Raw genomic sequence first — 24,537 nt, 5'->3', positions numbered from 1 at the left:
GAGACGCGCCGCTCGTCGGCGACGTGCGGGTACGGCAACGAAAGACCGGCCCCGGGCAGCGCGCGGATCGGTTCGGATCGTCACGCGTCCCCGTAGGCCTCCCCGCCCAGTTCGAGGCGTGCCGAGCCCGCCGTCGCGTCGGCCAGCCAGTCGCGGAAGGCGGCCACGTCGGCGTCCGGCAGGCCGATCTCGATGGTGACGGCCTCGCCGTAGCGGACGTCGCGGACCTCGCGGCCGGTGGCGCGCAGGTCGTTCTGGACCTTGCCGGCACGCTGGTGGTCGACGGTGACGGTGGCCAGCCGGAAGCGGCGCCGGGTGCGGGTGCCGACGGTGTCGAGGGCCTCGCCGACCGCGCCGCCGTAGGCGCGGATGAGTCCGCCGGCGCCGAGCTTGACGCCGCCGTAGTAGCGGGTGACGACGGCGACGACGTACCGCATGTCGCGGCGCAGCAGCATCTGGAGCATGGGGACGCCGGCGGTGCCGCCGGGTTCGCCGTCGTCGCTGGCCCGCTGGGTGGCGGCGTCGGCGCCGATGACGTAGGCCCAGCAGTTGTGGGTGGCGTCGGCGTGCTCCTTGCGGACCGCCGCGACGAAGTCCTGGGCCTCCCGCTCGGTGGCCGCCGGGGCGAGGGCGCACAGGAAGCGGGAGCGGTTGACCTCGGTCTCGTGCGTGCCCGCGCGGGCGACTGTGCGGTACTCGTCCTGCATCCGCCCAGCCTATGCGGACGCCGGGGGCCGCTCGCCAGGGTGCCTGCCCCTGACCGAGCGCCGGTGACCGGCGCCCCCGCGGCGACACGGGCGGACCGGTCGACCGCGCGCCGCCGACGCCCGGATCACCCGGTACCCGAGGGCAGGTCCTCTCGCGGGTGCTGCCCGCGCGTGCGCTCGTAGTGGCGGGCGACCCTCACCCGGTTGCCGCACACGTTGGCCGCGCACCACGTCCGCCGCTTGGTGGCGGCGAGAAACAGCATCGAGCAGGACGGATTCGCGCACCGGCGCACGGCGGCCAGCCGCTCGGGCGAGGCCAGCAGCTCGACGGCCCCGCGGGCCACGGCGGCGAGGGCCGCGTTGCCGCCCTGCTCGGTGTGCCAGCGGGTCTGTGCGGTGATACCGGACTCCCCCCTGACGATGCGCGGACTCGTGGGCACGGCCGCGGCGGCCGCGTTGATGTCCTCGACGGAGACGTCCTGAGGCGGCCGGCCGGCCAGGTGGGCATCGAACACGTCGCGGATCGCGGCCCGCAGCGCCCGGGTGGCTTCCGGGCCGGGGACGGGCCCCTCGGGCAGCCGTGGCGCCTGCAACCTCCACCAGGTCGCGACGGCCTCCGGCGTGCCGATCAGGTCGACCTGCGGATGGACAGCGAGCATCAGGGTGTCCGCGAGGTCCAGGGCGACCGAGGGTTCGCCTCCCATCGGAAACCCGGCGCGCTGCATGTCCTCAAGCCTGGGCGGTGTCGTCATGACATCCATCTTATCCATTAGCCCCCATCGTCCCACCTGGGTACAGATCAGGCAGAATGCGTCCGAGACCTAACGCATAAGATCTAGGAGTTGCCATTAGCCTCCTAACGCGTATACCTTCTCCGTAGAAGTTAGATAGTCCGGGGGTGGCAGGGCACACCGGGACAGCGAGAGCAAAGGAACGGGACATGTCCACGAACCACATCGACGTCGTGCTGGTGCACGGCGCCTGGGCGGACGGATCGAGTTGGAGGAAGGTGATCGGCCCGCTGAAGGCCGACGGCATCCGGGTCGTCGCAGCGCCCCTGCCCCTGACCTCCCTGACCGACGACGTCACGGCGCTCGACCGCGTACTGGAGCGGCTCGACGGCCCGGTCGTCCTGGTCGGTCACGCCTATGCGGGCACGGTGATCACGGCGACACACCACCCGAAGGTCGCGGCCCTGGTCTACGTGGCGGCACTCGCGCCCGACGAGGGCGAGTCCGCCGGCGATGTGTTCCACCGCGGGCGGCCGCACCCGCTGACGCCGAAGCTCGCGCCCGACCCGCACGGGATGGTCTGGCTGTCCGACAGGGACTTCACCGACGCCTTCGCGCAGCACGCCTCGGCCGAGGACCAGGCGGTCCTGGCCGCCGCGCAGCGCCCCATCGGCGCCCCCAGTATCGGGGCCCCGATCGAGCGGCCGCTGTGGAAGGACCGCCCGAGCTGGTTCCTGATCGCCGAGGACGACCGCATGATCGCCCCGGAGACGCAGCACTTCACGGCCGAACGGATGGGCGCCCACGTCCGCACCCGCCCCGTCGACCACACGCCGCAGGTCACCGCGCCCCAGGATGTCGTGGACATCGTCCTCGACGCCGTGCGTGACGTGGCGACTACCGCGCACCCGGCGCGCACGAGCTGACCGGCAATCCGGGGGCGGGCACGAGATGACGACCACCAGGCGTCTGCCCGCCCCGAAACGACCCGCAGGAGAGACACACCATGGCCACCACGAAGTACCGCACCGCCGATGTGAACGGTCTGAAGGTCTTCTACCGGGAATCAGGACCGTCGGACGCCCCGAAGCTGCTCCTGCTGCACGGCTTCCCCAGCGCCGGTCACATGTTCCGGGACCTGATCCCGCACCTGGCCGATCGATTCCACGTGGTCGCACCCGACCTGCCCGGCTTCGGACAGTCCGACATGCCGGACCGTGACAGCTTCGGCTACACCTTCGAAGCCCTCACCGACGTCGTCGAGGGCTTCACCGACGCGGTGGGCTTCGATCGGTACGCGCTCTACGTGTTCGACTACGGCGCCCCGACCGGGTTCCGGCTGGCCCTACGGCGGCCGGAACGGATCACCGCCATCGTCACGCAGAACGGAAACGCCTACGAGGAGGGACTCAGCGACGGCTGGAACCCCATCCGTGCGTACTGGAAGGAACCCACGCAGGCCCATCGCGACGCTCTGCGGACCATGGTCCAGCCCGAGACCACGGTGTGGCAGTACACCCACGGCGTCGCCGACCCGTCCTCGGTCTCACCCGACGGCTACACGCTCGACAACCACTACCTGGCCCGTCCGGGTGCGCACGAGATCCAACTGGACCTCTTCCTCGACTACGCGAGCAACGTCGACCTCTACCCCGCGTTCCAGGAGTACTTCCGAAGCCACCGGCCGCCCCTGCTGGCCGTCTGGGGCCGCAACGACCCGTTCTTCCTGCCGGCCGGAGCCGAGGCGTTCCGACGCGACATCCCCGGCGCCGACGTCCGGCTGCTGGACACGGGGCACTTCGCGCTGGAGACACACGCCGGTGAGATCGCCGACGCCATGCGCGGATTCCTCTCGAACTGACCGGGTGGCCCGGGCGAGTGGCTCCCCGGACACGGACTCGGCCACCCGCCCGGGCACCGGCGGCTCGCACCACGCGACCTCGGCTCCCGCCATGAGGTCACCCACGCGAGAGCAGGATTCGGAAATGTCTCAGTCAGTAGCCATCGTCACCGGTGCCAGCCAGGGCATCGGCCGCTCCACCGCGATCCGGCTGGCGCGCGACTTCGACTCGGTCGCGCTCGTGGCCCGCAACCGTGCCAACCTCGCCGAGACGGCGACCGCCGTCACCGAAGCGGGCGCCGAACCCCTGGTCGTCGACGCGGACCTGGCCGATCCCGCCGCGGCACGCGGTGTCGTCGACAGGACCCTCACCACGTTCGGCCGCATCGACGCCCTGCTGAACATCGCGGGTGCCGTCCCGCAGGTCGATCTGTTCGACATGAGCGACGAGCAGTGGGACCAGGGGCTCGCGCTCAAGCTGCACGGTGCCCGCCGCCTCACGGTCGCGGCGTGGCCGGCCCTGAAGAAGAGCAAGGGGTCCGTCGTCCTCATCTCGGGCAACTCCGCGCTCTTTCCCAAAGCCCCCTACGCCGCGGTGGGCACGGTCAACGCGGCGATCGTCGCACTGGCCAAGGCGTTCTCCGATCGCGGCATCGCCGACGGCATCCAGGTCAACAGCGTCCTGCCCGGACCGGTGATGACCGGCCGCCGCCGCTCCTACCTGGAGCACTGGGCACCGCTCCACCACATGACCGTCGAGGAGGCCACCGACCGGTTCCCCCGGGAGGCAGGTATCGAACGCTACGGCGAACCGGACGAGATCGCCGAACTCATGGCCTTCCTCGTCTCACCGGCGGCACGCTGGATGACCGGCTCGGCCCTCCGGATGGACGGCGGCGAGGTCAAATCGGTCTGAGCCCGCCGCCCGCGGCCGGAACTCCGCCGCCCGCACCGGAACTCCGCCGCCCGCACCGGAACCCCGCGCAGCGACAGGCGGCTGTCACTCCTCCTTCCGTCCCCGGGCCACCGTCACCTCCGTCAGCAGCGCCGTCCCCGGGGCCAGGGCCGCCCATGCCGTGCCGTGCCAGGCCAGGACGGCGATCGCGGACGTCGGGAACTTCTCGCGCACCTGCTCCAGGGTGTCGTCGAGGCCGTCGCCCGCGAGGTCGAGGACGAGTTCCTCAAGGCCGGGGTTGTGCCCGACCAGCAGCAGCGTCTCCACCTCGGCCGGCACCTCGCGCAGGACCGCCAGCAGGTCGGGCACGTCGGCCGCGTAGACCCGCCGGTCGTAGCGGACCGGCGGCGGTGTGCCCCACTGGCCGGCGGCCAGCTCCCAGGTCTGCCGGGCGCGTACCGCGGTGGAGCACACCGCGAGGTCGGGCAGGCAGTCGGACTCGGCGAGGGCGCGGCCGGCGGCGGGGGCGTCGCGGCGGCCGCGGTCGGCGAGCGGGCGCAGCCGGTCCGGGACGCCCTCGGGCCAGGCGGACTTCGCATGCCGCAGGACGACCAGACGGCGCAGCGGGCCCGCGCCCGCGCGGGTGATCACGCCGCCCGCCCGAGGTCGCGGGTGAGGTCGAGGGCGAGCAGCCGGTCGGCGTAGGCGCAGGTCTCGAAGCGGGCACCGGCCGGGATCTCGGGCTGGTCCTCCATCCAGCGCAGCACGGCGAGCACCCCCGGTACGTCGAGGTCGTCCTCCCAGGCGTCCCGCAGCCGTCCCCGGACCTTCTCGGGCACCGGCCGCGAGGGGCTGCGCGCCCAGGCCGCCACCGACTGCCGCAGCCTGCCGAGCCGCCGGCCGGCCGCGTCGAGGGCCCCGGCGCCGAGGTGGACGGCCGTGCCGCGCGGGGCGTCGAGGAGGGCGAGCCGGAGTGCGGCGGGGTCGTCGAGCGTGCCCAGGACGCCGGCGTCGGGGCCGTCGGCGGGGGCGACGGCGACGGTCACGCCGGCACGGTCCACGGTCCCGCCCGCGGCCGTGACGTGGACGACCTGCGCCTCGCCCAGTCCCGCGGCGAGGTCGCGGCCGTCCTCGAAGGGGCGGATGCCGAGGGAGGTGGCCGCCGCGTGCAGTTCGGCCTGGTGGCGGTCGGCGGTGAGCAGGGGCAGGACCGGGGTGCCGCCGAGTTCCAGCGCGCGCAGCAGGAGGTCGGTGGTGAGCAGGACCCGCAGGGCCGTCAGGTCGTACCCGGAGGCATGGACCTCGACCCGGGTCAGGGCACGGCGGGCGGAGACGGCCGGGACGGTCTCACCGGTCTTGGCGTCGAGGATGCGCAGCACGGGCTGAGCGTAGGCGGGCGGCGGGACCTGCGCAGGCACCTTGCGACGATTCAGGTCACCGTGGCGGGACATGCGGGACATGCGACACCCCCTGTCACGCGGACTGTCCCGACGGTACTGCGCAAGCCCGGCCGGGGCGGGGAATCAGGGTCCGGCGGCCGCTGTTGGGCACGGCGAACGTTCCCCGAGCCGAGGAGGCCGACCGTGTACGGCGACGAAGCGACGATCCGCAGGATTCTGACCGGGACGGGTGACACCTGGGCGGTGGTAGGCCTGTCGTCCAACCGGGGACGGGCGGCGTACGGGGTGGCGCAGGTGCTGCAGCGGTTCGGCAAGCGGATCGTGCCGGTCCACCCGAAGGCGGAGACGGTGCACGGCGAGCAGGGCTACGCGTCCCTCGCCGAGATCCCCTTCCCCGTCGACGTCGTCGACGTCTTCGTCAACGGCGAGCTGGCCGGTCCGGTCGCGGACGAGGCGGTGGCGAGGGGCGCGAAGGCGGTGTGGTTCCAGCTCGGGGTGGTCGACGAGGCGGCGTACGAGCGGGTGCGGGCCGCGGGTCTGGACATGGTGATGGACCGCTGCCCGGCCATCGAAATACCGCGCCTGGGTCGGATCTGAGCCGGATTTGAGGAAGATCTGAGCTTTCCTGTCTTACCTTCTTCTCACATATCGCCACTGAATACGGACATTCCGTGACCCTCGCTGACCTGTGTAAAAGCTTTTACCAAGACAGTAAAGATCGAGGGTCAAATCTTCGGCAACACTCTTCTCCGGTTGCGACACGCGCCCTTAAGTTGTGCCCTCTTGCTCGTTAAAGCTGCGTTCAGAAACTGAGAGGCCACTTGACATGGTGAGTGTCGAGAATGCCGCGACGGAGGACATCACACCTTCGGGCGGTCTGAGGCGGGACGTCGGGCTCATCGGCCTGATGTGGGCCTCTGTGGGCTCGATCATCGGCTCCGGATGGCTGTACGGCGCCGAGAAGGCGGTCGGCATGGCCGGCCCGGCGGCGATCATCTCGTGGGTGATCGGCGCTGTCGCGATCGTGCTCCTGGCACTGGTGCACGCCGAGCTCGGCGGCATGTTCCCGGTGGCGGGCGGTACCGCCCGTTACCCGCACTACGCGTTCGGCGGCCTGGCCGGCATGTCCTTCGGCTGGTTCTCCTGGCTGCAGGCGGCGACCGTGGCGCCGATCGAGGTCGAGGCCATGATCGGTTACGCCGGTCACTGGAAGTGGGCCCAGCACCTGGAGCACGCCGACGGCACCCTGACCGCGAGCGGTCTGCTGGTGGCCGTCGTGCTCATGGCCCTGTTCGTCGGTGTCAACTTCTTCGGCGTCCGGGTGCTCGCGCACACCAACAGCGCCGCGACCTGGTGGAAGATCGCCGTTCCGCTGGCCGCGATCTTCATCATCGCCATCGGCAACTTCCACACCTCGAACTTCCACTCGGAGGGCTTCGCCCCCTTCGGCGCCAAGGGTGTCCTGACCGCGATCAGCACCAGCGGCATCATCTTCGCGCTGCTCGGCTTCGAGCAGGCCATCCAGCTGGCCGGCGAGAGCCGCAACCCGAAGCGGGACCTGCCGCGCGCCACCCTCGGCTCGGTCGCGATCGGCGCCGTGATCTACGTCCTGCTCCAGATCGTGTTCATCGCCGCGCTGCCGCACAGCACCTTCGCGCACGGCTGGGACGCCCTGAAGTACGCCGGGATCAGCGGACCGTGGGCCGGCCTCGCGACCCTGGTGGGCCTCGGCTGGCTGGCCTGGGTCCTCTACGTGGACGCGATCATCTCCCCCGGCGGCACCGGCCTGATCTACACCACCGCCACCTCCCGCGTCTCCTACGGTCTGGCGAAGAACGGCTACGCGCCGAAGATCTTCACCCGGACCGACTCCCGCGGTGTGCCGTGGTTCGGTCTCGTGATGTCCTTCGTGACCGGCGTGATCTGCTTCCTGCCGTTCCCGAGCTGGCAGCAGCTGGTCGGCTTCATCACCTCGGCGAGCGTGCTGATGTACGCCGGCGCCCCGCTGGCGTACGGCGTCTTCGCCGACAAGCTGCCGCAGCACGAGCGCCCGTACCGGCTGCCCTTCGGCAAGTTCGTCTCCCCGCTTTCGTTCGTGGTCGCCAACCTGATCATCTACTGGTCCGGCTGGGACATCCTGTGGCGGCTCGGCCTCGCGATCGTCATCGGCTACCTGCTGCTCGGCGGTTACGCCTTCTACGCCCACAGCAAGAACCTGCCGGACGCGCCCCGGCTGGACTTCAAGGCCGCGCAGTGGCTGCCGGTCTATCTGATCGGCATGGGCCTGATCTCCTGGCAGGGCAGCTTCGGCGGCCAGAACAACATCGCGCTGTGGTGGGACATCCTGGTCATCGCCGCCTTCTCGATCGGCATCTACTACTGGGCCAAGGCCACCGCCTCCACGGCCCAGGACATCGAGCGCAGCATCGACGAGGTCGTGGTCACGGACGCCCCGGCGCACTGACCCCTCCTCCTCACCTGCGTCCCGTCAGCCGCGGCGGCACTGCCGTGGCTGACGGGACACCGTCATAATGCGGGGGTGACGCACCCCTCCCCCCACCCCAACTCCCCTTCCGAGGAACGCCGTACGGTCGTCGTCGTGGGCGCCGGGCCCGCCGGGCTGACCGTCGGGAACATCCTGCGGGCCGCCGACGTCGACTGCGTGGTCCTGGAGACCGAGAGCAGGCATTTCATCGAGACCCGGCCACGGGCCGGGGTCATCGAGGAATGGGCCGTGCGCGGGCTTGAACAGCGCGGCCTGGCCGGCAGTCTGATGGCCCGGGCGCAGGTGCACAGCGAGTGCGAGTTCCGCTTCGCCGGCGACCGGTTCCGCTTCGACTACGGCGAACTGACCGATCATCACCACTACGTCTATCCGCAGCCGCTGCTGGTGACGGACCTGGTACGGGAGTACGCCGACGTACGCGGCGGGGACATCAGGTTCGGGGTGCGGGACGTGACCCTGCACGGCCTGGAGACGGACCGGCCCATCGTGTCGTACCTCGACCCCGCGACCGGTGAACGGCACCTCCTGCACTGCGAGTTCGTGGCGGGCTGCGACGGGGCGCGCGGGGTGACCCGGGACGCGATACCGGACGGGCGGGTACGGATCGCCCGGCAGGACTACGGCATAGCGTGGCTGGCCCTGCTCGCCGAGGCGCCGCCGTCCTCGGACTGTGTGCTGTTCGGCGTCCATCCGAACGGATTCGCCGGGCACATGGCACGCAGCCCCGAGGTCACCCGCTACTACCTGCAGTGCCCGCCGGGCGACGATCCGGAGAACTGGTCGCACGACCGGATCTGGGACGAGCTGCGTGAACGCCTCGGCGCGGCCGGGGCGCCGCCGCTCACCGAGGGACGGCTGATCGAGAAGCGCGTGCTGGACATGCACGACTACGTGGTGGAACCCCTGGTGTACGGCCGCCTCTTCCTGGCCGGTGACGCCGGCCACCTGACCGCGCCGATCGCCGCCAAGGGCATGAACCTCGCCCTGCACGACGCCTTCCTGCTGGGCGACGCACTCGCCGCGCACGCCACGAAGGGCGACGACACCGGCCTGGAGGGCTACTCCCACGCCTGCCTGCGCCGCGTCTGGGACTACCAGGAGTTCTCGCAGTTCCTGTCCGGCATCTACCACGGCACCTCCTCCGGCGATCCGTTCCTCGCGGGCACCAGCCTGGCCCGGCTGCGCAGACTGTTCACCTCACACGCGGCGGCGACGGCCTTCGCCGAGCAGTACCTCGGAGCGGCCACGGCCTACTGAGGGCCGGCCGGGGACCTCCGGCCGGCGCTCAGCCGTCCGCTTCGGCAGCGGTCTCGGTCAGCCGGTGGTCCGCCACCTTCAGCGCCTCGTCGACCAGCCGCCGCAGATGACCGTGGCGCAGCGAGTACACCACCCGGCGCCCCTCCTTCCGCGTGCCGACCAGACCGGCGAGCCGCAGCCGGGCCAGGTGCTGGCTGACGGCGGGCCGGGCGGCGCCGCACACCTCGGTGAGGGTGGTGACGTCGGCCTCCCCGGTCGTCAGGGCGTGCAGCAGGGTGAGCCTGGTGCGGTCGCCGAGCAGGGCGAGGACCTCGGCGGCGAGCGCGAACTGCTCCTCGCCGGGGGTACGCGGATGCGCATGATGCGCAGGTGATAGGTGCATGCGTGCGCTCATACGCACATAATGGTGTCATGGGCGTCGGATGTCCACGCCCCGCGCACCGGAGAGGGGAGCCGCATGAGCGACCGGCACCACCACGAACACGCACACGCGGACGACCGTCACCCCCACGAACACGCCCACGGCCACACCCATGAGCAGGGCGACGGCCATGGACACGACCACGCCAAGAACCACGGTCACGCCCATCCCGCGGCCGCCGGCCTCCGCCACCGCCTCGGCCACCTCCTCAAGCCCCACTCCCACGAGACGGCCGACAAGCTCGACCCGGCGCTGGAGTCCTCGGCGCGGGGCATGCGGGCGCTCTGGGTCTCGCTGGCCGTGCTCGGCGCCACGGCGTTCGCGCAGGCGGTCGTGGTGGCCCTGTCCGGCTCCGTCGCGCTGCTCGGGGACACGGTGCACAACGCGGCGGACGCGCTGACCGCCGTACCGCTGGGCATCGCCTTCGTGCTCGGGCGCCGCGCGGCGAACCGCCGCTTCACCTACGGCTACGGGCGGGCCGAGGATCTCGCGGGGATCGCGATCGTGCTGACGATCACCGCGTCCGCCGCCTTCGCCGCGTGGACGGCCGTCGAACGGCTGCTGGATCCGCGTCCGGTCACGCATCTCCCGGCGGTCGCGGTGGCCGCACTCGTCGGGTTCGCCGGGAACGAGTGGGTGGCCCGGTACCGGATCCGGGTCGGCCGGGATATCGGCTCGGCCGCGCTGGTCGCCGACGGGCTGCACGCCCGTACCGACGGCTTCACCTCACTGGCCGTGCTGCTGGGAGCCGGCGGCTCGGCCCTCGGCTGGCAGCTCGCCGATCCGGTGGTGGGGCTGGCGATCACCGCGGCGATCGCGCTGGTGCTGCGGGACGCGGCGCGCGAGGTGTTCCGGCGCGTGATGGACGCGGTGGACCCGGAGTTGACGGACCGGGCCGAGCGGGCGCTGCGCGAGGTGCCGGGGGTGCGTGCGGTGGGTGAGCTGCGGCTGCGGTGGATCGGGCACCGGCTGCGCGCCGAGGTGGCGGTCGTGGTCGACGGCGAGGCGACCGTACGGCAGGCCCACGCGATCGCCGTCGCGGCCGAGCACGCACTGCTGCACGCCGTACCGAGGCTGACGGCGGCCCTGGTGCACGCCGATCCGGCGCCGGCGCCGGGCCAGGCGGATCCGCACCTGGCGCTGGCGCACCACGCACACGCGCACTCCTAGACGCCGAGCCCCGCCAGCACCACCGCGCCCGGCAGCTCGGCGAACGCCTTGCCGGGGACCAGGAGTTTGCCGCGCCGGCGGCCACTGCCGACCAGGACGTAGGGCAGGTCGACCACGGCCGAGTCCACCAACAGCGGCCAGTCGTGCGGGAGTCCGATCGGGGTGATGCCGCCGTACTCCATGCCGGTCGCGCCGGTCGCGGTGTCCATGGAGGCGAACGAGGCCTTGCGGGCGCCGAGTTGGCGGCGCACCAGGCCGTTGACGTCCACCTTGGTGGTGGACAGCGCCAGGCAGGCCGCCAGGGTGGTCTCGCCGCCGCGCCTGCCCGCCACCACCACGCAGTTGGCCGACCGCTCCAGCAGGTCGCGTCCGTAGTGCTCGACGAAGACCGCGGTGTCCGCCCACCGCGGGTCGGTCTCGACGTAGACGATCCGGTCGGCGGGCACGGCGCCGGTCCAGTGGCGCAGGGCGTCGGCGACCGGCGCGGTCAGCTCGTCGAGGCAGTCCGGGGCAGGGACGGCGGTGTCGAAGTCTCCGATGGGTGCGCGCATGCCCGCACGCTAACAGCCCGGTCCGGGAGGCTCAGGACACGGACGGCACGGAGACCGTCATCACCATCGCCATCGGCACGTCCCCGGTGTTGCCGTACACATGGGCCGTGTTGGCCTCGAAGGAGGCGCTGGCGCCCGTCGGCACGCGGTACTCGGTCCCGTCGACGGTGAGGGTCAGTTCACCGGCGGTGACATGGACGATCTCCACCGTGCCGGCCGGGTGCGGATCCGACGGACTGCTCTCGCCCGGCATCAGGTGCCAGTCCCACATCTCCAGCGGGCCGGGCGCCTCGGTGCCGGCGAGGAGCCGGTTGTAGCTGCCGGCGTCGGTGTGCCACAGCCGTACGGCCTTGTCCGCGGGGATGATCTGGACCTTCGGGCCCTGCTCGTAGTCGAGCAGGGTCGTGATGCTGATGCCGAGCGCGTCACCGATCTTGACGACCGTGCCGATGCTCGGGTTGGTGCGGGCCTGCTCGATCTGGATCAGCATGCCGCGGCTGACCCCGGCCCGGGCCGCGAGCACGTCCAGGGTGAAGCCGCGCACCGCCCGCCAGTGCTTGACGTTGCGGGCCAGGGACTGGGTCAGCAGGTCGAGGTCCGACACGTTCCGTCCATCGTGGAGAGCATTGTGGTCCAATATTTTAGATGAATTAGTTCACCTTGCTGAACTACGGTGGGGTGTACCTGATCGTTCACCGAACTGTACTGCGAGGCGGGCCGTGACAGCATTCTTCGCCCTGACCACCAGTCTCCTGTGGGGACTGGCCGACTTCGGCGGCGGGCTGCTCACGCGACGCGCCCCGGCGCTCACGGTGGTCGTCGTGTCGCAGGGCCTGGCGGCGGCGGTCCTGGGCGTGATCGTGGTCGCCACCGGCGGCTGGAGCGAGGCCGGGCCGCGGCTGTGGTTCGCGGTCGCGGCGGGCCTGGTCGGGCCGGTCGCGCTGTTCTCCTTCTACAAGGCCCTGGCCCTCGGCCCGATGGGAGTGGTCTCCCCGCTGGCCACGCTGAGCGTCGCCGTCCCGGTCGGGGTCGGGCTGTTCCTCGGCGAGCGTCCCGGACTGCTCCAGGTCGCGGGCATCGCGGTCGCCGTCACCGGGGTCGTCCTGGCCGGCGGCCCGCAGCTGCGCGGCGCGCCCGTCCAGCGCCGGACGATCCTGCTCACCCTGGTCTCGGCGGCCGGCTTCGGCACCGTGTTCGCGCTGATCACGGAGGCGTCCACCACGGTCACCGGCCTCTTCCTGGCCCTCTTCGTGCAGCGGCTGACCAGCGTCGCGACCGGCGGCGCCGCCCTGTGGCTGTCCGTGCGGCAGGGCACGCCCGCGCTGCCGGAGGGCGGCTTCGCCCGCTCCGCGCTCCCGGCCCTTGGCTTCGTCGGTCTCGCCGACGTCGCGGCCAACGGCACGTACTCGGTCGCCGCCCAGCACGGCCCGATCACCGTCGCCGCGGTGCTCGCCTCGCTCTACCCGGTGGTCACCGCCCTCGCGGCCCGCGGCTTCCTCAGCGAACGGCTGCGCGCGATCCAGGCGGCGGGCGCCGGGCTGGCGCTGGTGGGGACGCTGCTGCTGGCCACCGGCTGAACCGGCGGCCGACGGCAGACGGCAGACGACAGACGGCCAGGCCGGGCGCCGCTCAGCTCTCGGGCTCCAGTTCGGCTAGCCGCGCCACGTCCTCCTCGTCCAGCTCCGCCAGCGCGCGCAGCTGCTCCGGTGTCGTACCCGCCGGGATCGGCACCGGCGGGGGCGTGCGCAGCGGCGGCTGCCAGCCGGTCTCGGGCGTCCAGCGCCGTACGACCCGGGCGGGCGCGCCGGCCACCACGGCGTGGTCGGGCACCGTGCCGCGGACCACCGCGCCGGCGGCCACCACCACGTTCCGGCCGATCCGCGCACCCGGCAGGATCACCGCGCCGGTGCCGATCCAGCAGCCGGGGCCGATCTCCACCGGCTCCATGCGGGGCCACTGCCTGCCGATGGGCTCGTGCGGGTCGTCGTAGGAGTGGTTGGTGGAGGTGACGTAGACGTACGGGCCGAAGTAGCAGTCGCTGCCGATGGTCACCGTCGTGTCCGCGATGACGTGGCTGCCGCGGCCGAGGACCACACCGTCGCCGATGCGCAGGATCGGGTCGGGGCCGAGGTCGAGGTCGGGCATCAGGCCCGCGGTGAGGGTGACCTGTTCGCCGACGATGCAGTGCGAGCCGAGGTGGATCCACGGCTCGCCGAAGACCGTGCCGAGGGGGAAGGCGAGGCGGGTGGCCTCGCCGAGGGCGCCGAAGCGGAGCCCTGCCGGGTGCTCGGCCGTGATCGAGCCGGTGCGCTGGACCCAGGCCCAGGCCGTGTGCACCGCGCGCTGGGCGAGGCGGTGTCGCCAGAATGAGAACGTGTTCTTGGGCTTCGGCACGCAGTCACGCTACTCAGCGGACGCCGACTTACAGAGGGTGGGCTGCTGTGATCTTCGCCCCAGGTCGTGGGCTAGGTTGCCGTGGACGTCGATGACGATGGGAGACGGTGATGACGCAGCAGGCGCTGATCGTGGGGATCGGGGGGCGCGAGCCGAAGGTCGAGGCCGACGTGTTCGTCGCGCCGACGGCCTCGGTGATCGGGGACGTGACGCTGAAGGCCGGGGCGAGTGTCTGGTACGGCGCGGTGGTGCGGGGGGATGTGGAGAAGATCGTCGTGGGGGCGCAGGCGAACGTCCAGGACAATGTGACATTGCACGCGGATCCGGGGTTCCCCGTGAGTGTCGGGGAGCGGGTGTCCATCGGGCACAACGCGGTGGTGCACGGGGCGACCGTGGAGGACGACTGCCTGATCGGGATGGGGGCGACCGTGCTGAACGGGGCCGTGATCGGGGCGGGGTCGTTGGTCGCGGCGCAGGCGCTGGTGCCGCAGGGGATGGTGGTGCCGCCGGGGTCGTTGGTGGCGGGGGTGCCGGCCAAAGTGCGGCGCGAGCTCAGCCAGGAAGAGCGGGAGGGGGTGACCCTCAACGGGACCTTCTATGCGGAGTTGGCGAAGGCGCATCGCGGGGTGCATGAGTAGGTCGTGGGGCGGGTGCGACGCAGTGGGGGCTTGTCGCGCAGTTCCCCGCGCCCCCAAAACAAGGAGATCTACTCCCCGGCGCCTACAGGTTCCGCTTCTTTCTGCGTCACCTGGACCTTCTTCGCCTTGCGGCGGACGATCAGCATCGAGGCCAGGCCGAAGAGGACCGCTGCCGCCAGGCCCACGTACGAGAACCGCTTCAGCCAGTCCTCGGCGACGATGCCGACGTAGTAGACGACCGCCGTCGTGCCGCCCGCCCAGCAGATGCCGCCCAGGAGGTTGGCGATCAGGAACTTCCAGTAGGGCATCTGGAGGACGCCGGCCAGCGGGCCCGCGAAGATGCGGAGGAGGGCGATGAAGCGGCCGACGAAGACCGCCCACATGCCCCACTTCTCGAAGGAGCGCTCGGCGGTGGCGACATGGCCCTCGCTGAAGTGGCTCGGGAACTTCCTGCCCAGCCAGGCCAGCAGCGGACGGCCGCCCTTGCGGCCGATCGCGTAGCCGATGGAGTCGCCGACGACCGCGCCCGCGGTCGCGCAGGCGCCGAGGACGAACGGGTTGACGCCCGAGTGCTGGGAGGACAGCAGCGCGGCGGAGACCAGGACGATCTCGCCCGGCAGCGGGATGCCCAGGCTCTCCAGCCCGATGACCAGTGCCACCACGGCGTAGACGGCGACCGCCGGTACCGAGTCGAGCCACTCCTGGACGTGCACGGCCGGATCCTCCCCTGTCGTGTGCTCCTTCCCCAGGAAGGCTACCGGGTCGGCCGGGTACCACCGCGCCCGTGGCACCGGCCCGCCCTCCCGCCTTCGGTTTTCGGACATCCGGGTGTCATACGGGCGGGGAAGGCTCCCGGCGTCTCCGCTCACCGGCGGCTCCCCACCGCCGGCCCGCCGTGGAAGGACAACGTCCCCGTGTCCTCACTGTCGTCACTGTCCCCGCCCTGCCCCGACGCGCCCGTGCGTCCGCTGCCGGCGCCCTCCTCGATGGCGGGCCGGCCGCTCCGGCTGGCCCTGTGCCTGTCCCCGCTGCTCATCGCCGCGGTCTGGGGGCTGACCAACCAGTCGCTGCTGTACGAGGGCGTCACCCGGCTCGCCCGCGCCGAACCGGCGTGGCTGCTGGCCGCGGGCGGTTTCACCTGCCTGACCTGGGTGGTGGCCTCCTGCATGCGGCAGGGCGCCGTACCCGACCGGCTGCCGCCGGGCCTGCTGCTGGCCTCGCAGTTCGCCGCGGGTGCCGCCAACCACGCGCTGCCCGCCGGGCTCGGCGCGCACGCCGTCACCGTGCGATTCCTGCGCACCCGGGGTGTCCCGCTGGAGCGGGCCACCTCCTCGATCGCGCTGTACTCCGTGGCGAAGACGGGCGCGAAGACGGTCGTGCTGATCGGGTTCCTGCTGTCGTCGTCCGCGTGGCGGCGGCTGGGCGAGCTGGTGCCGGACGGCGTGGTGCTGATCCCGGTCGCGGCGCTGCTCACCCTGGCGGGCGTGGCGACGGCCGTCGTACGACCGCTGCGGCGCCCGGTCACCGGGCTGGTGCGCTCCGCGCTCACCGACGCCCGGACGGTCCACGCGCGGCCCTCCCGGGTGCTGGCCCTGTGGGGCGGGGCGACCGCGATGCCGCTGGTGCAGGCCTGTGTGCTGGCCTGCACCGGGGAGGCGCTGGGGCTCGGGCTGTCGTGGGGCACCGTGATCTTCGCGTACCTGGCGGCCGGCACGGCGGGGGGTGCCGTACCGGTACCCGGCGGGGTCGCGGTGGACGCGGCGCTGGTGATCACCCTGGCCGCGTTCGGCTCCCCGGTCGCGGTGGCCACCGCGACCGTGATCGGCTACCGCGTCCTGACCGACTGGATCCCGCTGCTGCCGGGCGCCCTGGTGCTGTCGGCGATGATCCGCGCGAAGGTGCTGTGAGGCGGGGCGTCAGTCGCGGCGGGCGACGATGCGGTAGGCGTTGGAGACGCGCAGGCGGTGCGAGAGCGGCCGCACGGCGAAGCGGTCCAGGAGGGTGCCGGCGATCAGGGCCGGGATGCCCGCGATGAGCAGGGCGGCGCGGAGCGTCTTCTGCAGGCCGCCGGGCGGGGTCGGCAGCCAGGGGGCGTCCTCGCGCGGGGCGGTGTGGTCCAGGGCGAGCCAGACGGCGGCCAGCAGGTCGACGGGGTCGTGGGCCTCGGCGTGCTGCTCGGCGACGACCGTGAAGCCCAGGTCGGTGAGGCGGGCGCGGAGGTTGGCGACCGGGATGAAGTGCAGGTGCTGCGGCTGGAGCCAGGGCAGCCACCAGCGGCCCAGGAGCCGGGCGTAGCGGCTCTCGGGGTCGGGGACCTCGATGAGGAGGTGGCCGCCGGGGCGTACCGCCTCGTGGGCGGCGCGCAGTTCGCGGTCGGGGTCGGTGCTGTGCTCCAGGTAGTGGAACATGCTGACGACGTCGTAGCGGGCGGCGAGGTCGCCGGCCAGGTCGGGGAAGGCACCGCGGTAGGCGTGCTCGACGCGGCCCTCGCGGGCGGCGAGTTCGACGCCGTCGGTGAAGTCGAGGCCGTCGAAGGCGGTGCCGGGCAGCACCTCGCGGGCGGCCTCGCAGAAGTGGCCGTGGCCGGTGCCGACGTCGAGCCAGTTCTTCGGGGTCGGGTCGTGCGGGACCATGGCCTGGGCGCGGCCCTGGTACATCTTGGTACGGCCGCCGAAGGTGCCGCTCATCTTCTGCTCGCCGAGGCCGTCGTAGAAGTCGCGGTAGTAGAACTCCAGGCCCGTCTCGTTGAGGCGGGGGTTCTGGAAGGTGTGGCCGCAGTCCTGGCAGCGGTCGAGGACGAAGGCGCCGGGCTTGTGCTGGAGCAGGTCGGTGGTGCGCAGCCGGGTGATCAGCCGGTCGGAGGTGCACCAGGGGCAGGTGGTGCGGCGGGGTTCGAAGAAGCGGTCGGTGCCCTCGGCGAGGTCCCGCCGGTAGGCGGAGCGCAGTGCCTCGATCTCACTCTGCTTGCTCATCGGCTCTCCTTGCGTGCGGGTCGGCTGCGAGGTGTTCCAGGTGGGTCGCGGCGGCCGGGGCACCGCCGGCCGCGCGGAACGCGGTGCGGATCCGGGCCGCGGCCGTGCGCGGGCCGGGTTCGTACAGGACGGTGTCGAGGGCCTCGCCCAGCCGCGCGGCGGTGACCCGGCCGAACCTGACCCGGATGCCCGCGCCGGCGTCGACGACCTGCCCGGCGATCACCGGCTGGTCGTCGCGGATGGGGGCGACGACGAGCGGGACGCCGTGCCACAGCGCCTCGCACACCGTGTTGTGCCCGGCGTGGCAGACGACCGCGTCCACCCTTTCCAGGAGCGGGAGTTGGGGCAGGGACGGCAGGATCAGGATGTCCTTGTCGTCGAACGCGGGGGGCAGGGTGGAGCCCGGGTCGGCCACCAACGCCTGTACCCGGTGGGCCCGTTCGCGTACGGCGGCCACGCACTCGGCGAGGAACCGCCCGCCCACGTCCGCGTTGGCGGTGCCGAGGGAGACGAGGACCCGTTCCCGGCTCGGGTCCAGCCACTCCCAGGGGAAGCCGTCGTCGGCGACCGGCCGCTCGGAGATCGACGGGCCCACGTAGCGGACCGCCGATCGGTCGGTGGTGCCCGCCAGTTCGGGGGTGGTGAAGGCGAGGGTGAGGTGCGGCGAGAAGCGCGGGTCGGCGGTGCCCGCCGGGTCGCCGATGCGGTCGCGCAGCTCCGTGAGCCGGTCCCGGAGCCACTCGGCGACCTTGGGGATGCCGTCGTAGGCGCCCCCGAACTCGGCCGAGGTGGTCGCGGAGGTCGCCCAGGGCAGGCCCAGCCGTTCGGCCACCAGGGCGCCGGCGAAGGCCTGTTGGTCGGCGACCACCACGTCGGGGCGGAAGTCGTCGACGGCCGCCCGCACGCCGGGCGCCATGGCGTCCGCCAGCGGCACCAGGAACCACTCCCAGAGGAACTTCAGCGCCTCCGCGCCGCGCAGGTCGGCGGGCCGCTCCCCCTCGGCCGTCCCCGCGCACGGGAACACCCGCGCCTGCGGCCCCGCCAGCCGGTGCACCAGCCCGGCGTCCACGCAGACCCAGGCCACCCGGTGCCCGCGCGCGGCGAGTTCGGCCGCGACGCCGACGGCCGGGTTGATGTGCCCGACCAGGGGCGGTACGACGAACAGGAAACCGCTCACCGGACCCCGGCCGCCCGCGCCCCGCCGACCGAGTGGATCAGCTCCAGGATGTGACCGCCTACCGTGCCGGCCGCCTCGACCAGCACCGAGTGCTCGTGTCCGGGCAGCACCACCGACCGGTAGTCCGCCAGCAGGGCCTCCTTCAGCGGGACCACCCCGACCAGGTCGGAGTCACCGCCGTACACCCCGAGGACCGGGCAGCGTACGGCGCTGATCTGGTCCTCGGTCAGGACCCGGCTGGCCGGGATGTCCCGGCCGAGGCTGGTCTCCCGGGCGAGCCGGGCCGCACCCTTGGCGAGGCGTGCGGTGTTGTGGCTGCGGTTGGCGGTGATCCAGGCGATCGCGTCCGACTCGTTGTGGGCGAGTTCGGTGACGACCCGGTGCAGGATGCCGCCGAGTTTCGCGGCCCAGGCGGCGGTCGCCGGTTCGGACTCGATGAGGGTCAGGCTGGCGGTGCGCTCCGGGTGGCGGGCCGCGTAGCCGAAGGCGATGGTGCCGCCGTAGGAGTTGCCGACGAGGTGGACCGGACCGGTGACCGACAGCCGGTCGAGCAGGGCCTCCAGGTCGTCGATGTTGTGGTCGAGGGTGTAGCCGCCGGCCGGGCGGCCGCTGCGGCCGTGGCCGCGCAGGTCGTACATGACCACGTCGAGGCCGGAGGCGGCGAAGGCCGGGGCCACGGTGAAGTAGTAGCTGGCGAGGCTGTCGGTGAGCAGCCCGTGGACGAGGACCACGGTGGCGACCGGGATCCGGCCCTCCCCCGGGCCCATTCTCTGCACGTGCAGCCGGACGTCTCCGGTGTCGATGATCGCCATGGCTCAGCCCGCCTCCGTGGCCTTCAGGCTCCACACCACGTACTCGACGAGCCGGCCGACGGTCAGCTCGATGATCTCGTCGAACTCCATCCCGGCCAGGAACTCGGCGAAGTTGACCCGCTTCCCGTACCGCTCCTCCAGGAGCCCGGCCAGGGTGACCAGGTCGATGCTCTCCAGCTCCAGGTCACGGTTGAAGGTGGTGCTCATGCCGATCACGGCGTCGTCGTCGCCGTACTCCTCCAGGAGGGTGCGGAGCATCCGCGCGAGGTCGGCGAGCACGGCCTCCTCGTCGGCTCGGATCTCGGGCTCGGTGGGATTCATCGCGGGTCCTCCTCGGGGTCTGCGGCTGCCGGTCCGGTGGTCCAGGCCACGACGTAGTCGCGGTCCGGCAGTGCGGGGGGATTGCGGACCGGCGCGCAGTGCACCGGGTAGGCGCGTTCCAGTCGGCCCGAGACCAGCAGCCGACTGCCGTCGGAGGCCGCGTCCAGCACGGTGAAGTCCCGTGGCCGGCCGTCGAATCCGGTGCCCTCCGCCTTGGCGACGGCTTCCTTGGCCGCCCAGAAACGGGTGAACCACAAAGCCGTCGAACCGTCGGCGGAAAGGGCGTGCAGCAGCCGGAGTTCGTCGGCGCCGAGCGCGGCCTGCAGGGCGGCGGGGTCGCGTTCGGTGACCTCTTCGAGGTCGATGCCGGGACCGGGTCCGGGGGTGTGCGGCCTTACGATCGCCACCGCCGCCTCGGCCCGGTGGGCGAGGGAGACGTCCAGTGCGGGGAGGGAGCGGCCGTGCACGCCGACCACGTAGGGGCGGCCCAACGCGTCGTTGTGCACCCGGAGTTCGGCCGGGAAGACCGGCCCCTCGCCGTGCTCCCAGAGCCACTGGCGTACCGCGTCCTTGGCGGCGATCCGGCCCAGCAGCCACTGCCTGCGGCCGCGCGGCGGGCGCGCGGCGTACTCCGAACGCTCGGCTCCGCCGAGGGAGTTGCGCATGATGAGCTCGCGGGAGGCCAGGTCGGGCCAGCGTTCGTGGAGCAGGGTCCAGCCGCCGGGCCGGGCCTCGGAGAGGGTGTTGCGCTCCGGGAAGCGCTCGACGGGGCGGGTGTGCGGGTCGTTGTCGAAGCGGCGGTCCTGCCAGCCGTCGATCCGGGCCCAGACCCGGTCGCCGACGGTCAGTTCCACGTCCGCCTCGAGCACGGTGTCGGTGAGCGAGGTGATCCGCACCAGGCAGCCGACCTCGGTGCCGGGGGCGGGGTGCGGGCCGTGGAAGCGCATCTCCCGCATCTGCACCGGGAAGACGACGGTCCGCTCGGTGCGGGTCGACATGATCCAGTAGCCGAGGATCTGACCGACGTTGTCGAGGAGGGCGCCCGGGGCGGTGGGCGTGGTGATCACGCCGCGGACGTGCCGGTCGCCGATCGCGGTGAGTTCGGTGACGCCCTGGAACGCCGGGCCGTGGAACATCCAGCGCTCGGAGTACAGCTCGGCCGCCGTGTGGTCGGGGGTGCGTTCGGGGGTCGGGGGGTGCGCTGGGGCGGCGGGGGGCGCGGAGTGGTGGGGGGCGAGTTCGATCACCGCGCGGGCGGTGGGGCCGAAGGTGACCGAGACGCGGTCGGACCCCACGGGGATGACGGTGACCGGGACGTCCGCGGGGGGTGTGGCGGTGAGCCAGCGGTCGAAGCGGGCGCCGTGCACGGCGACCGCCCGCAGTCCGGTGGCGGCCTCGGCCGCGTCCATCATGTGCTGGACGATCGTGGTGGCCGGAACCACCGGCCAACGGTCCTCGGTGTCGGGCCAGTCGGGGCGTTGCGGGAAGAAGCAGTGGTCGAGGAGGTGGGGCATCGACTCGGGGGACACCTGGACGGTGGTGGTGCGGGAGTCGGGGGACGGCGGTGTCACGGCGGCGGGGGCGGGCGGCGCGGGACGGGGTGCGGTGGGCTGGGGCGCGGTGGGCTGGGGTCCCGTGCGCTGAGGCCCCGTGGGCTGAAGTCCGGCGGGCTGAGGTCCGGTGGGCGCCGGGATGCGGGGCAGGGTACGGGCGGCGGTGGGGGCCGTGGTGCTGCCGGACGGGGCGCGGATCGCGGTGAGGACGGCCGCTGCCGTGTCGGCCGTCTCCCGGAGCAGCGCGTCGAGTTCGGCGGCGGCCGGGATCCGGGCGGCGAGGTCGTCCAGCGGGGACGGCCCCGCGGGTGCCCGCCGGCTGCCCAGCGCCGTGCGGAGTTCGTGCAGTTCCGGGCCGTCCAGGGACACCAGTGCGCCGCCCAGGTCGAGCCGGACGGGCGGCCGCTGCCCAGCGGGCGTGGCCGCGGAGCCCGTCCTCGGGACCGCCGGTGCGACGGAGGCGCCGGCCGCCCACAACGCGGTCGCGACGCGCCGGAGTTGGGCCATCCCCGAGCGGTGCGGGGAGTTGGCGGCGACGGCCAGGTGGTCGCGGTCGCCGAGGGTGTCGCCGATCAGGGAGGCCAGCTGGCCGGGCCCGGTCTGGACGAAGACCCGGTGCCCCGCGGCGTACAGGCCCTCGACCAGCTGCCGGAACCGGACCGGCTCCAGCAGGTGCCGGACGAACAGCTCCCGCACCTCGGCCTCGGCCGCCGGGAAGGGGGCCGCGGTGGTGCCGGACCAGACCGGGACCGTCGGCCGGTACAGCCGGAACTGCTCGGCGGCCTCCTTGATGGGGGTCAGGTACGGCTCCAGCATCGGGGTGTGGAAACCGGACTGGAACGGCAGCACCTGGCACAGCACGCCGTCGGCCCGGAAGGCGCGGACGAAGTCCGCCACCGCCCCGTCCGGACCGCAGACCATCGACTGGTTGGGCGCGTTGTCGTGCGAGAGGACGATCCCGGCGTCCGTCCAGTCCTCGTGGAGCGCGGCGAGGACCCGGTCGGCGGGGGCGCCGACCGCTGCGAAGGCGAGGCCGGGGACGGTGACCGCGTCGGGGTCGAAGTCGGCCATGAACGCGTCGACCTGGTCACCGGAGTAGAGCCCGGCGGCCGTCATCGCCGTCCACTCGCCGACGCTGTGCCCGGCGACCGCGTCCGGCACCACGCCCATCCGGCGCAGCGCCGAGTCGAGCAGCCGCCCCACGCCGACGACACCGAACCCATGACGGCCTACGTCCCCGACCCGCACGGCGTCCGTGTCCGGGCCGGTGACGGTGGGGAGGCCGAAATGCGCGGCGATGTCGTCGACGCGGGGAGTGAACTCGCCCTCCAGACCGGGGAAGACGAAGGCCAGCCGGCCGGTGGGCAGCAGTGCGGCGGGCCGGAACCACACGTCGTTGCGGCCCTGCCAGGCGCGGCCCCTGCCGACCGCGCGCCTCGCGAGGGCGAGCCGTTTGGCGGTGGGGTCGACGATGCCCAGGCGGACCGGGCCCGCCTGCGGATGGGTCCCCTCGGGGGCGAGACCGGCGGTGAGGACGGCGGAGTCGTCGGCGGCGAGGACGGCGGCGAGCTGTTCGGGGGTGTCGGCGGCGAGCAGCAGGATGCGCTCGGGTTCGGTGACCTTCGCGGCGAGGGGTGCGGTGACCTCCGCGACGAGGGCTGCGGTGACGTCCGTGACGCCGGGCGCAGCGGCTTCCGTGGCGCCTTCCGTGGCCTCTGCGGCGCCGGATGCGGTGCTGCCCCTGCCGCGGCCGACGGCGGGGGCGCGGTTGCCCGGGGCCTCCTCCAGCACCACGTGCGCGTTGATCCCGCCGAACCCGAACGCGTTCACGCCGGCTCTGCGGACCGGTTGTCCGGGAGCGGTCTCCCAGGGCGCGGCCCGGTCCAGGGTGCGGAAGCGGGTGGCGGCGAGCGCCGGGTGCGGGTCGTCGCAGTGCAGGGTGGGCAGCAGGGTGGCGTGGTGGAGCGCGAGGGCGGCCTTGACCAGCCCGGCGACTCCGGCGGCCGGCATGGTGTGGCCGATCATCGACTTCACGGAGCCCAGCACGGCCCGCTCGTCGCTGTGCCCGTCGGGTCCGAACACCTCGGCCAGGGTGGTCAGTTCGGCCGCGTCACCGGCCGGGGTGGCGGTGCCGTGCGCCTCCAGGAGACCGACCGAGTGCGGGGCGGCGGGGTCGAGTCCCGCGGCCCGCCAGGCCTGGCGTACGGCGTGGGTCTGGCCGCCGGGGTCGGGGTTGACGAGTCCGGCGGTACGGCCGTCGCTGGCCACACCGGTGCCGCGGATCACGGCGTAGACGCGGTCGCCGTCGCGTTCGGCGTCGGCGAGGCGCTTGAGGACGACGACACCGGTGCCCTCGCCGATGAGGATGCCGTCGGCGTCGCGGTGGAAGGGGCGGATCCGCTGGCTCGGGGAGAGTGCGCGCAGCTGGGAGAAGACGCTCCACAGGGTGATGTCGTGGCAGTGGTGCACTCCCCCGGCGAGCATCAGGTCGCAGCGCCCGGCGGTGAGTTCGGTGACGGCCTGGTCGACGGCGACCAGGGAGGAGGCGCAGGCCGCGTCCACGGTGTAGGCGGGGCCGCGCAGGTCGAGGCGGTTGGCGATCCGGGAGGCGGCCAGGTTGGGCACCAGGCCGATCGCGTGCTCCGGGCTGGCGGGGCCGAGCCGCTCGGTGAACGCCTCACGCACCCGGGCCAGTTGGCCGGGGGTGAGGTCGGGCACCAACTCGCCCAGGGTGCGCACGAGTTGCCCCGCGGTGCGGACCCGCTGGTCGAGCCGGACCAGGCCGGGGGTGAGGTAGCCGCCGCGGCCCAGGACCACGCCGATCCGGTGCCGGTCGGGCAGCCGGTCCTCGCCGCCGGCGTCCGCGATCGCGGCGGCGGCCACGTCGAGGGCGATCAGCTGGTCGGGTTCGGTGCCGGGGACGGAGTTCGGCATGATCCCGTACCGGGTGACCTCCACCTCGGCCAGTCCGTCCACGAAGCCGCCGCGCCGGCAGTACACCTGGTCGGGGACGGCGGGCCCGGTGGCCGAACCCGGCCGGTAGTAGTCCGCGTCCCAGCGTCCTTCGGGTACTTCGCCGATCGCGTCCACGCCGTCGCGCAGGTTGGTCCAGTAGGCGTCGAGGCCCGCGGCGCCGGGCAGCAGCACCGCCATGCCCACGATCGCGACCGGTGTCTGACGGTCGTCGGTCAT

24 protein-coding genes are annotated in these 24,537 nt (G+C 72.9%); 10 read left to right on the top strand and 14 right to left on the bottom strand.

Annotation, left to right across the window (positions count from 1 at the left end):
* Positions 1-80: 80 nt before the first annotated feature.
* The gene (locus ACFWPQ_RS24880) at positions 81-707 is read right to left on the bottom strand and encodes a YigZ family protein (RefSeq protein WP_384038715.1); all 627 of its coding nucleotides are present in this window, start codon (positions 705-707) and stop codon (positions 81-83) included.
* Positions 708-832: 125 nt separating this feature from the next.
* On the bottom strand, positions 833-1,459 hold the full coding sequence (locus tag ACFWPQ_RS24875) for a CGNR zinc finger domain-containing protein (protein WP_384038712.1): 627 nt from the start codon (positions 1,457-1,459) through the stop codon (positions 833-835).
* Between the two features lie 188 nt (positions 1,460-1,647).
* On the opposite strand from ACFWPQ_RS24875, the gene ACFWPQ_RS24870 reads away from it, so the two are divergent.
* The 3 genes from ACFWPQ_RS24870 (at position 1,648) to ACFWPQ_RS24860 (ending at position 4,194) form a co-directional block, all read left to right on the top strand.
* A complete protein-coding gene (locus ACFWPQ_RS24870) occupies positions 1,648-2,364 on the top strand; it encodes an alpha/beta fold hydrolase (RefSeq protein WP_384038709.1) in 717 nt (238 codons plus the stop codon).
* 80 nt (positions 2,365-2,444) lie between these two features.
* Complete coding sequence (locus tag ACFWPQ_RS24865) at positions 2,445-3,299, top strand: alpha/beta fold hydrolase (protein WP_384038707.1); 855 nt, start codon at positions 2,445-2,447, stop codon at positions 3,297-3,299.
* 124 nt (positions 3,300-3,423) lie between these two features.
* Positions 3,424-4,194, top strand: a complete 771-nt coding sequence (locus ACFWPQ_RS24860) for an SDR family oxidoreductase (protein ID WP_384038704.1) — start codon at positions 3,424-3,426, stop codon at positions 4,192-4,194.
* Between the two features lie 84 nt (positions 4,195-4,278).
* On the opposite strand, the gene ACFWPQ_RS24855 is transcribed toward ACFWPQ_RS24860, so the two are convergent.
* Together ACFWPQ_RS24855 and ACFWPQ_RS24850 are read right to left on the bottom strand one after the other, a co-directional pair.
* On the bottom strand, positions 4,279-4,824 hold the full coding sequence (locus ACFWPQ_RS24855) for a SixA phosphatase family protein (protein WP_384038701.1): 546 nt from the start codon (positions 4,822-4,824) through the stop codon (positions 4,279-4,281).
* Positions 4,821-5,591: a hypothetical protein gene (locus ACFWPQ_RS24850; RefSeq protein WP_384038699.1), complete on the bottom strand. Its 771-nt coding sequence runs from the start codon at positions 5,589-5,591 to the stop codon at positions 4,821-4,823. The genes ACFWPQ_RS24855 and ACFWPQ_RS24850 overlap by 4 nt, the downstream gene beginning before the upstream one ends.
* Before the next feature lie 165 nt (positions 5,592-5,756).
* Between ACFWPQ_RS24850 and ACFWPQ_RS24845 the strand changes: the two genes are divergently transcribed.
* The 3 genes from ACFWPQ_RS24845 (at position 5,757) to ACFWPQ_RS24835 (ending at position 9,336) form a co-directional block, all read left to right on the top strand.
* The gene (locus ACFWPQ_RS24845; RefSeq protein WP_384038696.1) at positions 5,757-6,170 is read left to right on the top strand and encodes a CoA-binding protein; all 414 of its coding nucleotides are present in this window, start codon (positions 5,757-5,759) and stop codon (positions 6,168-6,170) included.
* Between the two features lie 229 nt (positions 6,171-6,399).
* A complete protein-coding gene (locus ACFWPQ_RS24840) occupies positions 6,400-8,037 on the top strand; it encodes an APC family permease (RefSeq protein WP_384038693.1) in 1,638 nt (545 codons plus the stop codon).
* A 75-nt stretch (positions 8,038-8,112) separates the two neighbouring features.
* The gene (locus tag ACFWPQ_RS24835) at positions 8,113-9,336 is read left to right on the top strand and encodes a 4-hydroxybenzoate 3-monooxygenase (RefSeq protein ID WP_384038690.1); all 1,224 of its coding nucleotides are present in this window, start codon (positions 8,113-8,115) and stop codon (positions 9,334-9,336) included.
* Positions 9,337-9,364: 28 nt separating this feature from the next.
* Here ACFWPQ_RS24835 and ACFWPQ_RS24830 read toward each other — a convergent pair whose 3' ends face one another.
* Positions 9,365-9,730, bottom strand: coding sequence for an ArsR/SmtB family transcription factor (locus ACFWPQ_RS24830; protein WP_384038687.1), 366 nt, complete (start codon positions 9,728-9,730; stop codon positions 9,365-9,367).
* A gap of 63 nt (positions 9,731-9,793) precedes the next feature.
* Between ACFWPQ_RS24830 and ACFWPQ_RS24825 the strand changes: the two genes are divergently transcribed.
* Positions 9,794-10,927, top strand: coding sequence for a cation diffusion facilitator family transporter (locus ACFWPQ_RS24825; protein WP_384038685.1), 1,134 nt, complete (start codon positions 9,794-9,796; stop codon positions 10,925-10,927).
* On the opposite strand, the gene ACFWPQ_RS24820 is transcribed toward ACFWPQ_RS24825, so the two are convergent.
* Entirely contained in the window at positions 10,924-11,478 is a 555-nt protein-coding gene (locus tag ACFWPQ_RS24820; protein ID WP_361299396.1) for a YbaK/EbsC family protein, read from the bottom strand. The genes ACFWPQ_RS24825 and ACFWPQ_RS24820 overlap by 4 nt on opposite strands.
* Positions 11,479-11,509: 31 nt before the next feature.
* Positions 11,510-12,082 (bottom strand): XRE family transcriptional regulator, encoded by a 573-nt coding sequence (locus tag ACFWPQ_RS24815; RefSeq protein WP_384038682.1) that lies wholly within the window; start codon positions 12,080-12,082, stop codon positions 11,510-11,512.
* 115 nt (positions 12,083-12,197) lie between these two features.
* Here ACFWPQ_RS24815 and ACFWPQ_RS24810 point away from each other — a divergent pair, with 115 nt between their 5' ends.
* Entirely contained in the window at positions 12,198-13,055 is an 858-nt protein-coding gene (locus tag ACFWPQ_RS24810) for an EamA family transporter (protein ID WP_384038679.1), read from the top strand.
* A gap of 52 nt (positions 13,056-13,107) precedes the next feature.
* Here ACFWPQ_RS24810 and ACFWPQ_RS24805 read toward each other — a convergent pair whose 3' ends face one another.
* Complete coding sequence (locus tag ACFWPQ_RS24805) at positions 13,108-13,872, bottom strand: acyltransferase (protein ID WP_384038676.1); 765 nt, start codon at positions 13,870-13,872, stop codon at positions 13,108-13,110.
* Between the two features lie 110 nt (positions 13,873-13,982).
* Here ACFWPQ_RS24805 and ACFWPQ_RS24800 point away from each other — a divergent pair, with 110 nt between their 5' ends.
* A complete protein-coding gene (locus ACFWPQ_RS24800) occupies positions 13,983-14,510 on the top strand; it encodes a gamma carbonic anhydrase family protein (protein ID WP_384038673.1) in 528 nt (175 codons plus the stop codon).
* A gap of 68 nt (positions 14,511-14,578) precedes the next feature.
* Here the strand turns inward: ACFWPQ_RS24800 and ACFWPQ_RS24795 are convergent, their stop codons facing one another.
* Entirely contained in the window at positions 14,579-15,223 is a 645-nt protein-coding gene (locus ACFWPQ_RS24795; protein ID WP_384038670.1) for a DedA family protein, read from the bottom strand.
* A gap of 201 nt (positions 15,224-15,424) precedes the next feature.
* Between ACFWPQ_RS24795 and ACFWPQ_RS24790 the strand changes: the two genes are divergently transcribed.
* A complete protein-coding gene (locus ACFWPQ_RS24790) occupies positions 15,425-16,417 on the top strand; it encodes a YbhN family protein (protein WP_384038667.1) in 993 nt (330 codons plus the stop codon).
* A 9-nt stretch (positions 16,418-16,426) separates the two neighbouring features.
* Here ACFWPQ_RS24790 and ACFWPQ_RS24785 read toward each other — a convergent pair whose 3' ends face one another.
* The 5 genes from ACFWPQ_RS24785 to ACFWPQ_RS24765 are packed head-to-tail and all read right to left on the bottom strand — an operon-like array spanning position 16,427 to position 24,537.
* Positions 16,427-17,482, bottom strand: a complete 1,056-nt coding sequence (locus tag ACFWPQ_RS24785) for a class I SAM-dependent methyltransferase (RefSeq protein ID WP_384038664.1) — start codon at positions 17,480-17,482, stop codon at positions 16,427-16,429.
* The gene (locus tag ACFWPQ_RS24780; RefSeq protein WP_384038661.1) at positions 17,466-18,659 is read right to left on the bottom strand and encodes a glycosyltransferase; all 1,194 of its coding nucleotides are present in this window, start codon (positions 18,657-18,659) and stop codon (positions 17,466-17,468) included. The genes ACFWPQ_RS24785 and ACFWPQ_RS24780 overlap by 17 nt, the downstream gene beginning before the upstream one ends.
* Positions 18,656-19,471: an alpha/beta fold hydrolase gene (locus tag ACFWPQ_RS24775; protein WP_384038659.1), complete on the bottom strand. Its 816-nt coding sequence runs from the start codon at positions 19,469-19,471 to the stop codon at positions 18,656-18,658. The genes ACFWPQ_RS24780 and ACFWPQ_RS24775 overlap by 4 nt, the downstream gene beginning before the upstream one ends.
* Positions 19,472-19,474: 3 nt before the next feature.
* The gene (locus ACFWPQ_RS24770; protein WP_361299422.1) at positions 19,475-19,792 is read right to left on the bottom strand and encodes an acyl carrier protein; all 318 of its coding nucleotides are present in this window, start codon (positions 19,790-19,792) and stop codon (positions 19,475-19,477) included.
* The gene (locus tag ACFWPQ_RS24765; protein ID WP_384038655.1) at positions 19,789-24,537 is read right to left on the bottom strand and encodes a beta-ketoacyl synthase N-terminal-like domain-containing protein; all 4,749 of its coding nucleotides are present in this window, start codon (positions 24,535-24,537) and stop codon (positions 19,789-19,791) included. The genes ACFWPQ_RS24770 and ACFWPQ_RS24765 overlap by 4 nt, the downstream gene beginning before the upstream one ends.

This window comes from Streptomyces sp. NPDC058464 (genome assembly GCF_042721035.1).
Lineage (GTDB): Bacteria > Actinomycetota > Actinomycetes > Streptomycetales > Streptomycetaceae > Streptomyces.
Note: the sequence above shows the minus strand (reverse complement) of the source record. Positions and strands in the feature narration are given on the sequence as shown.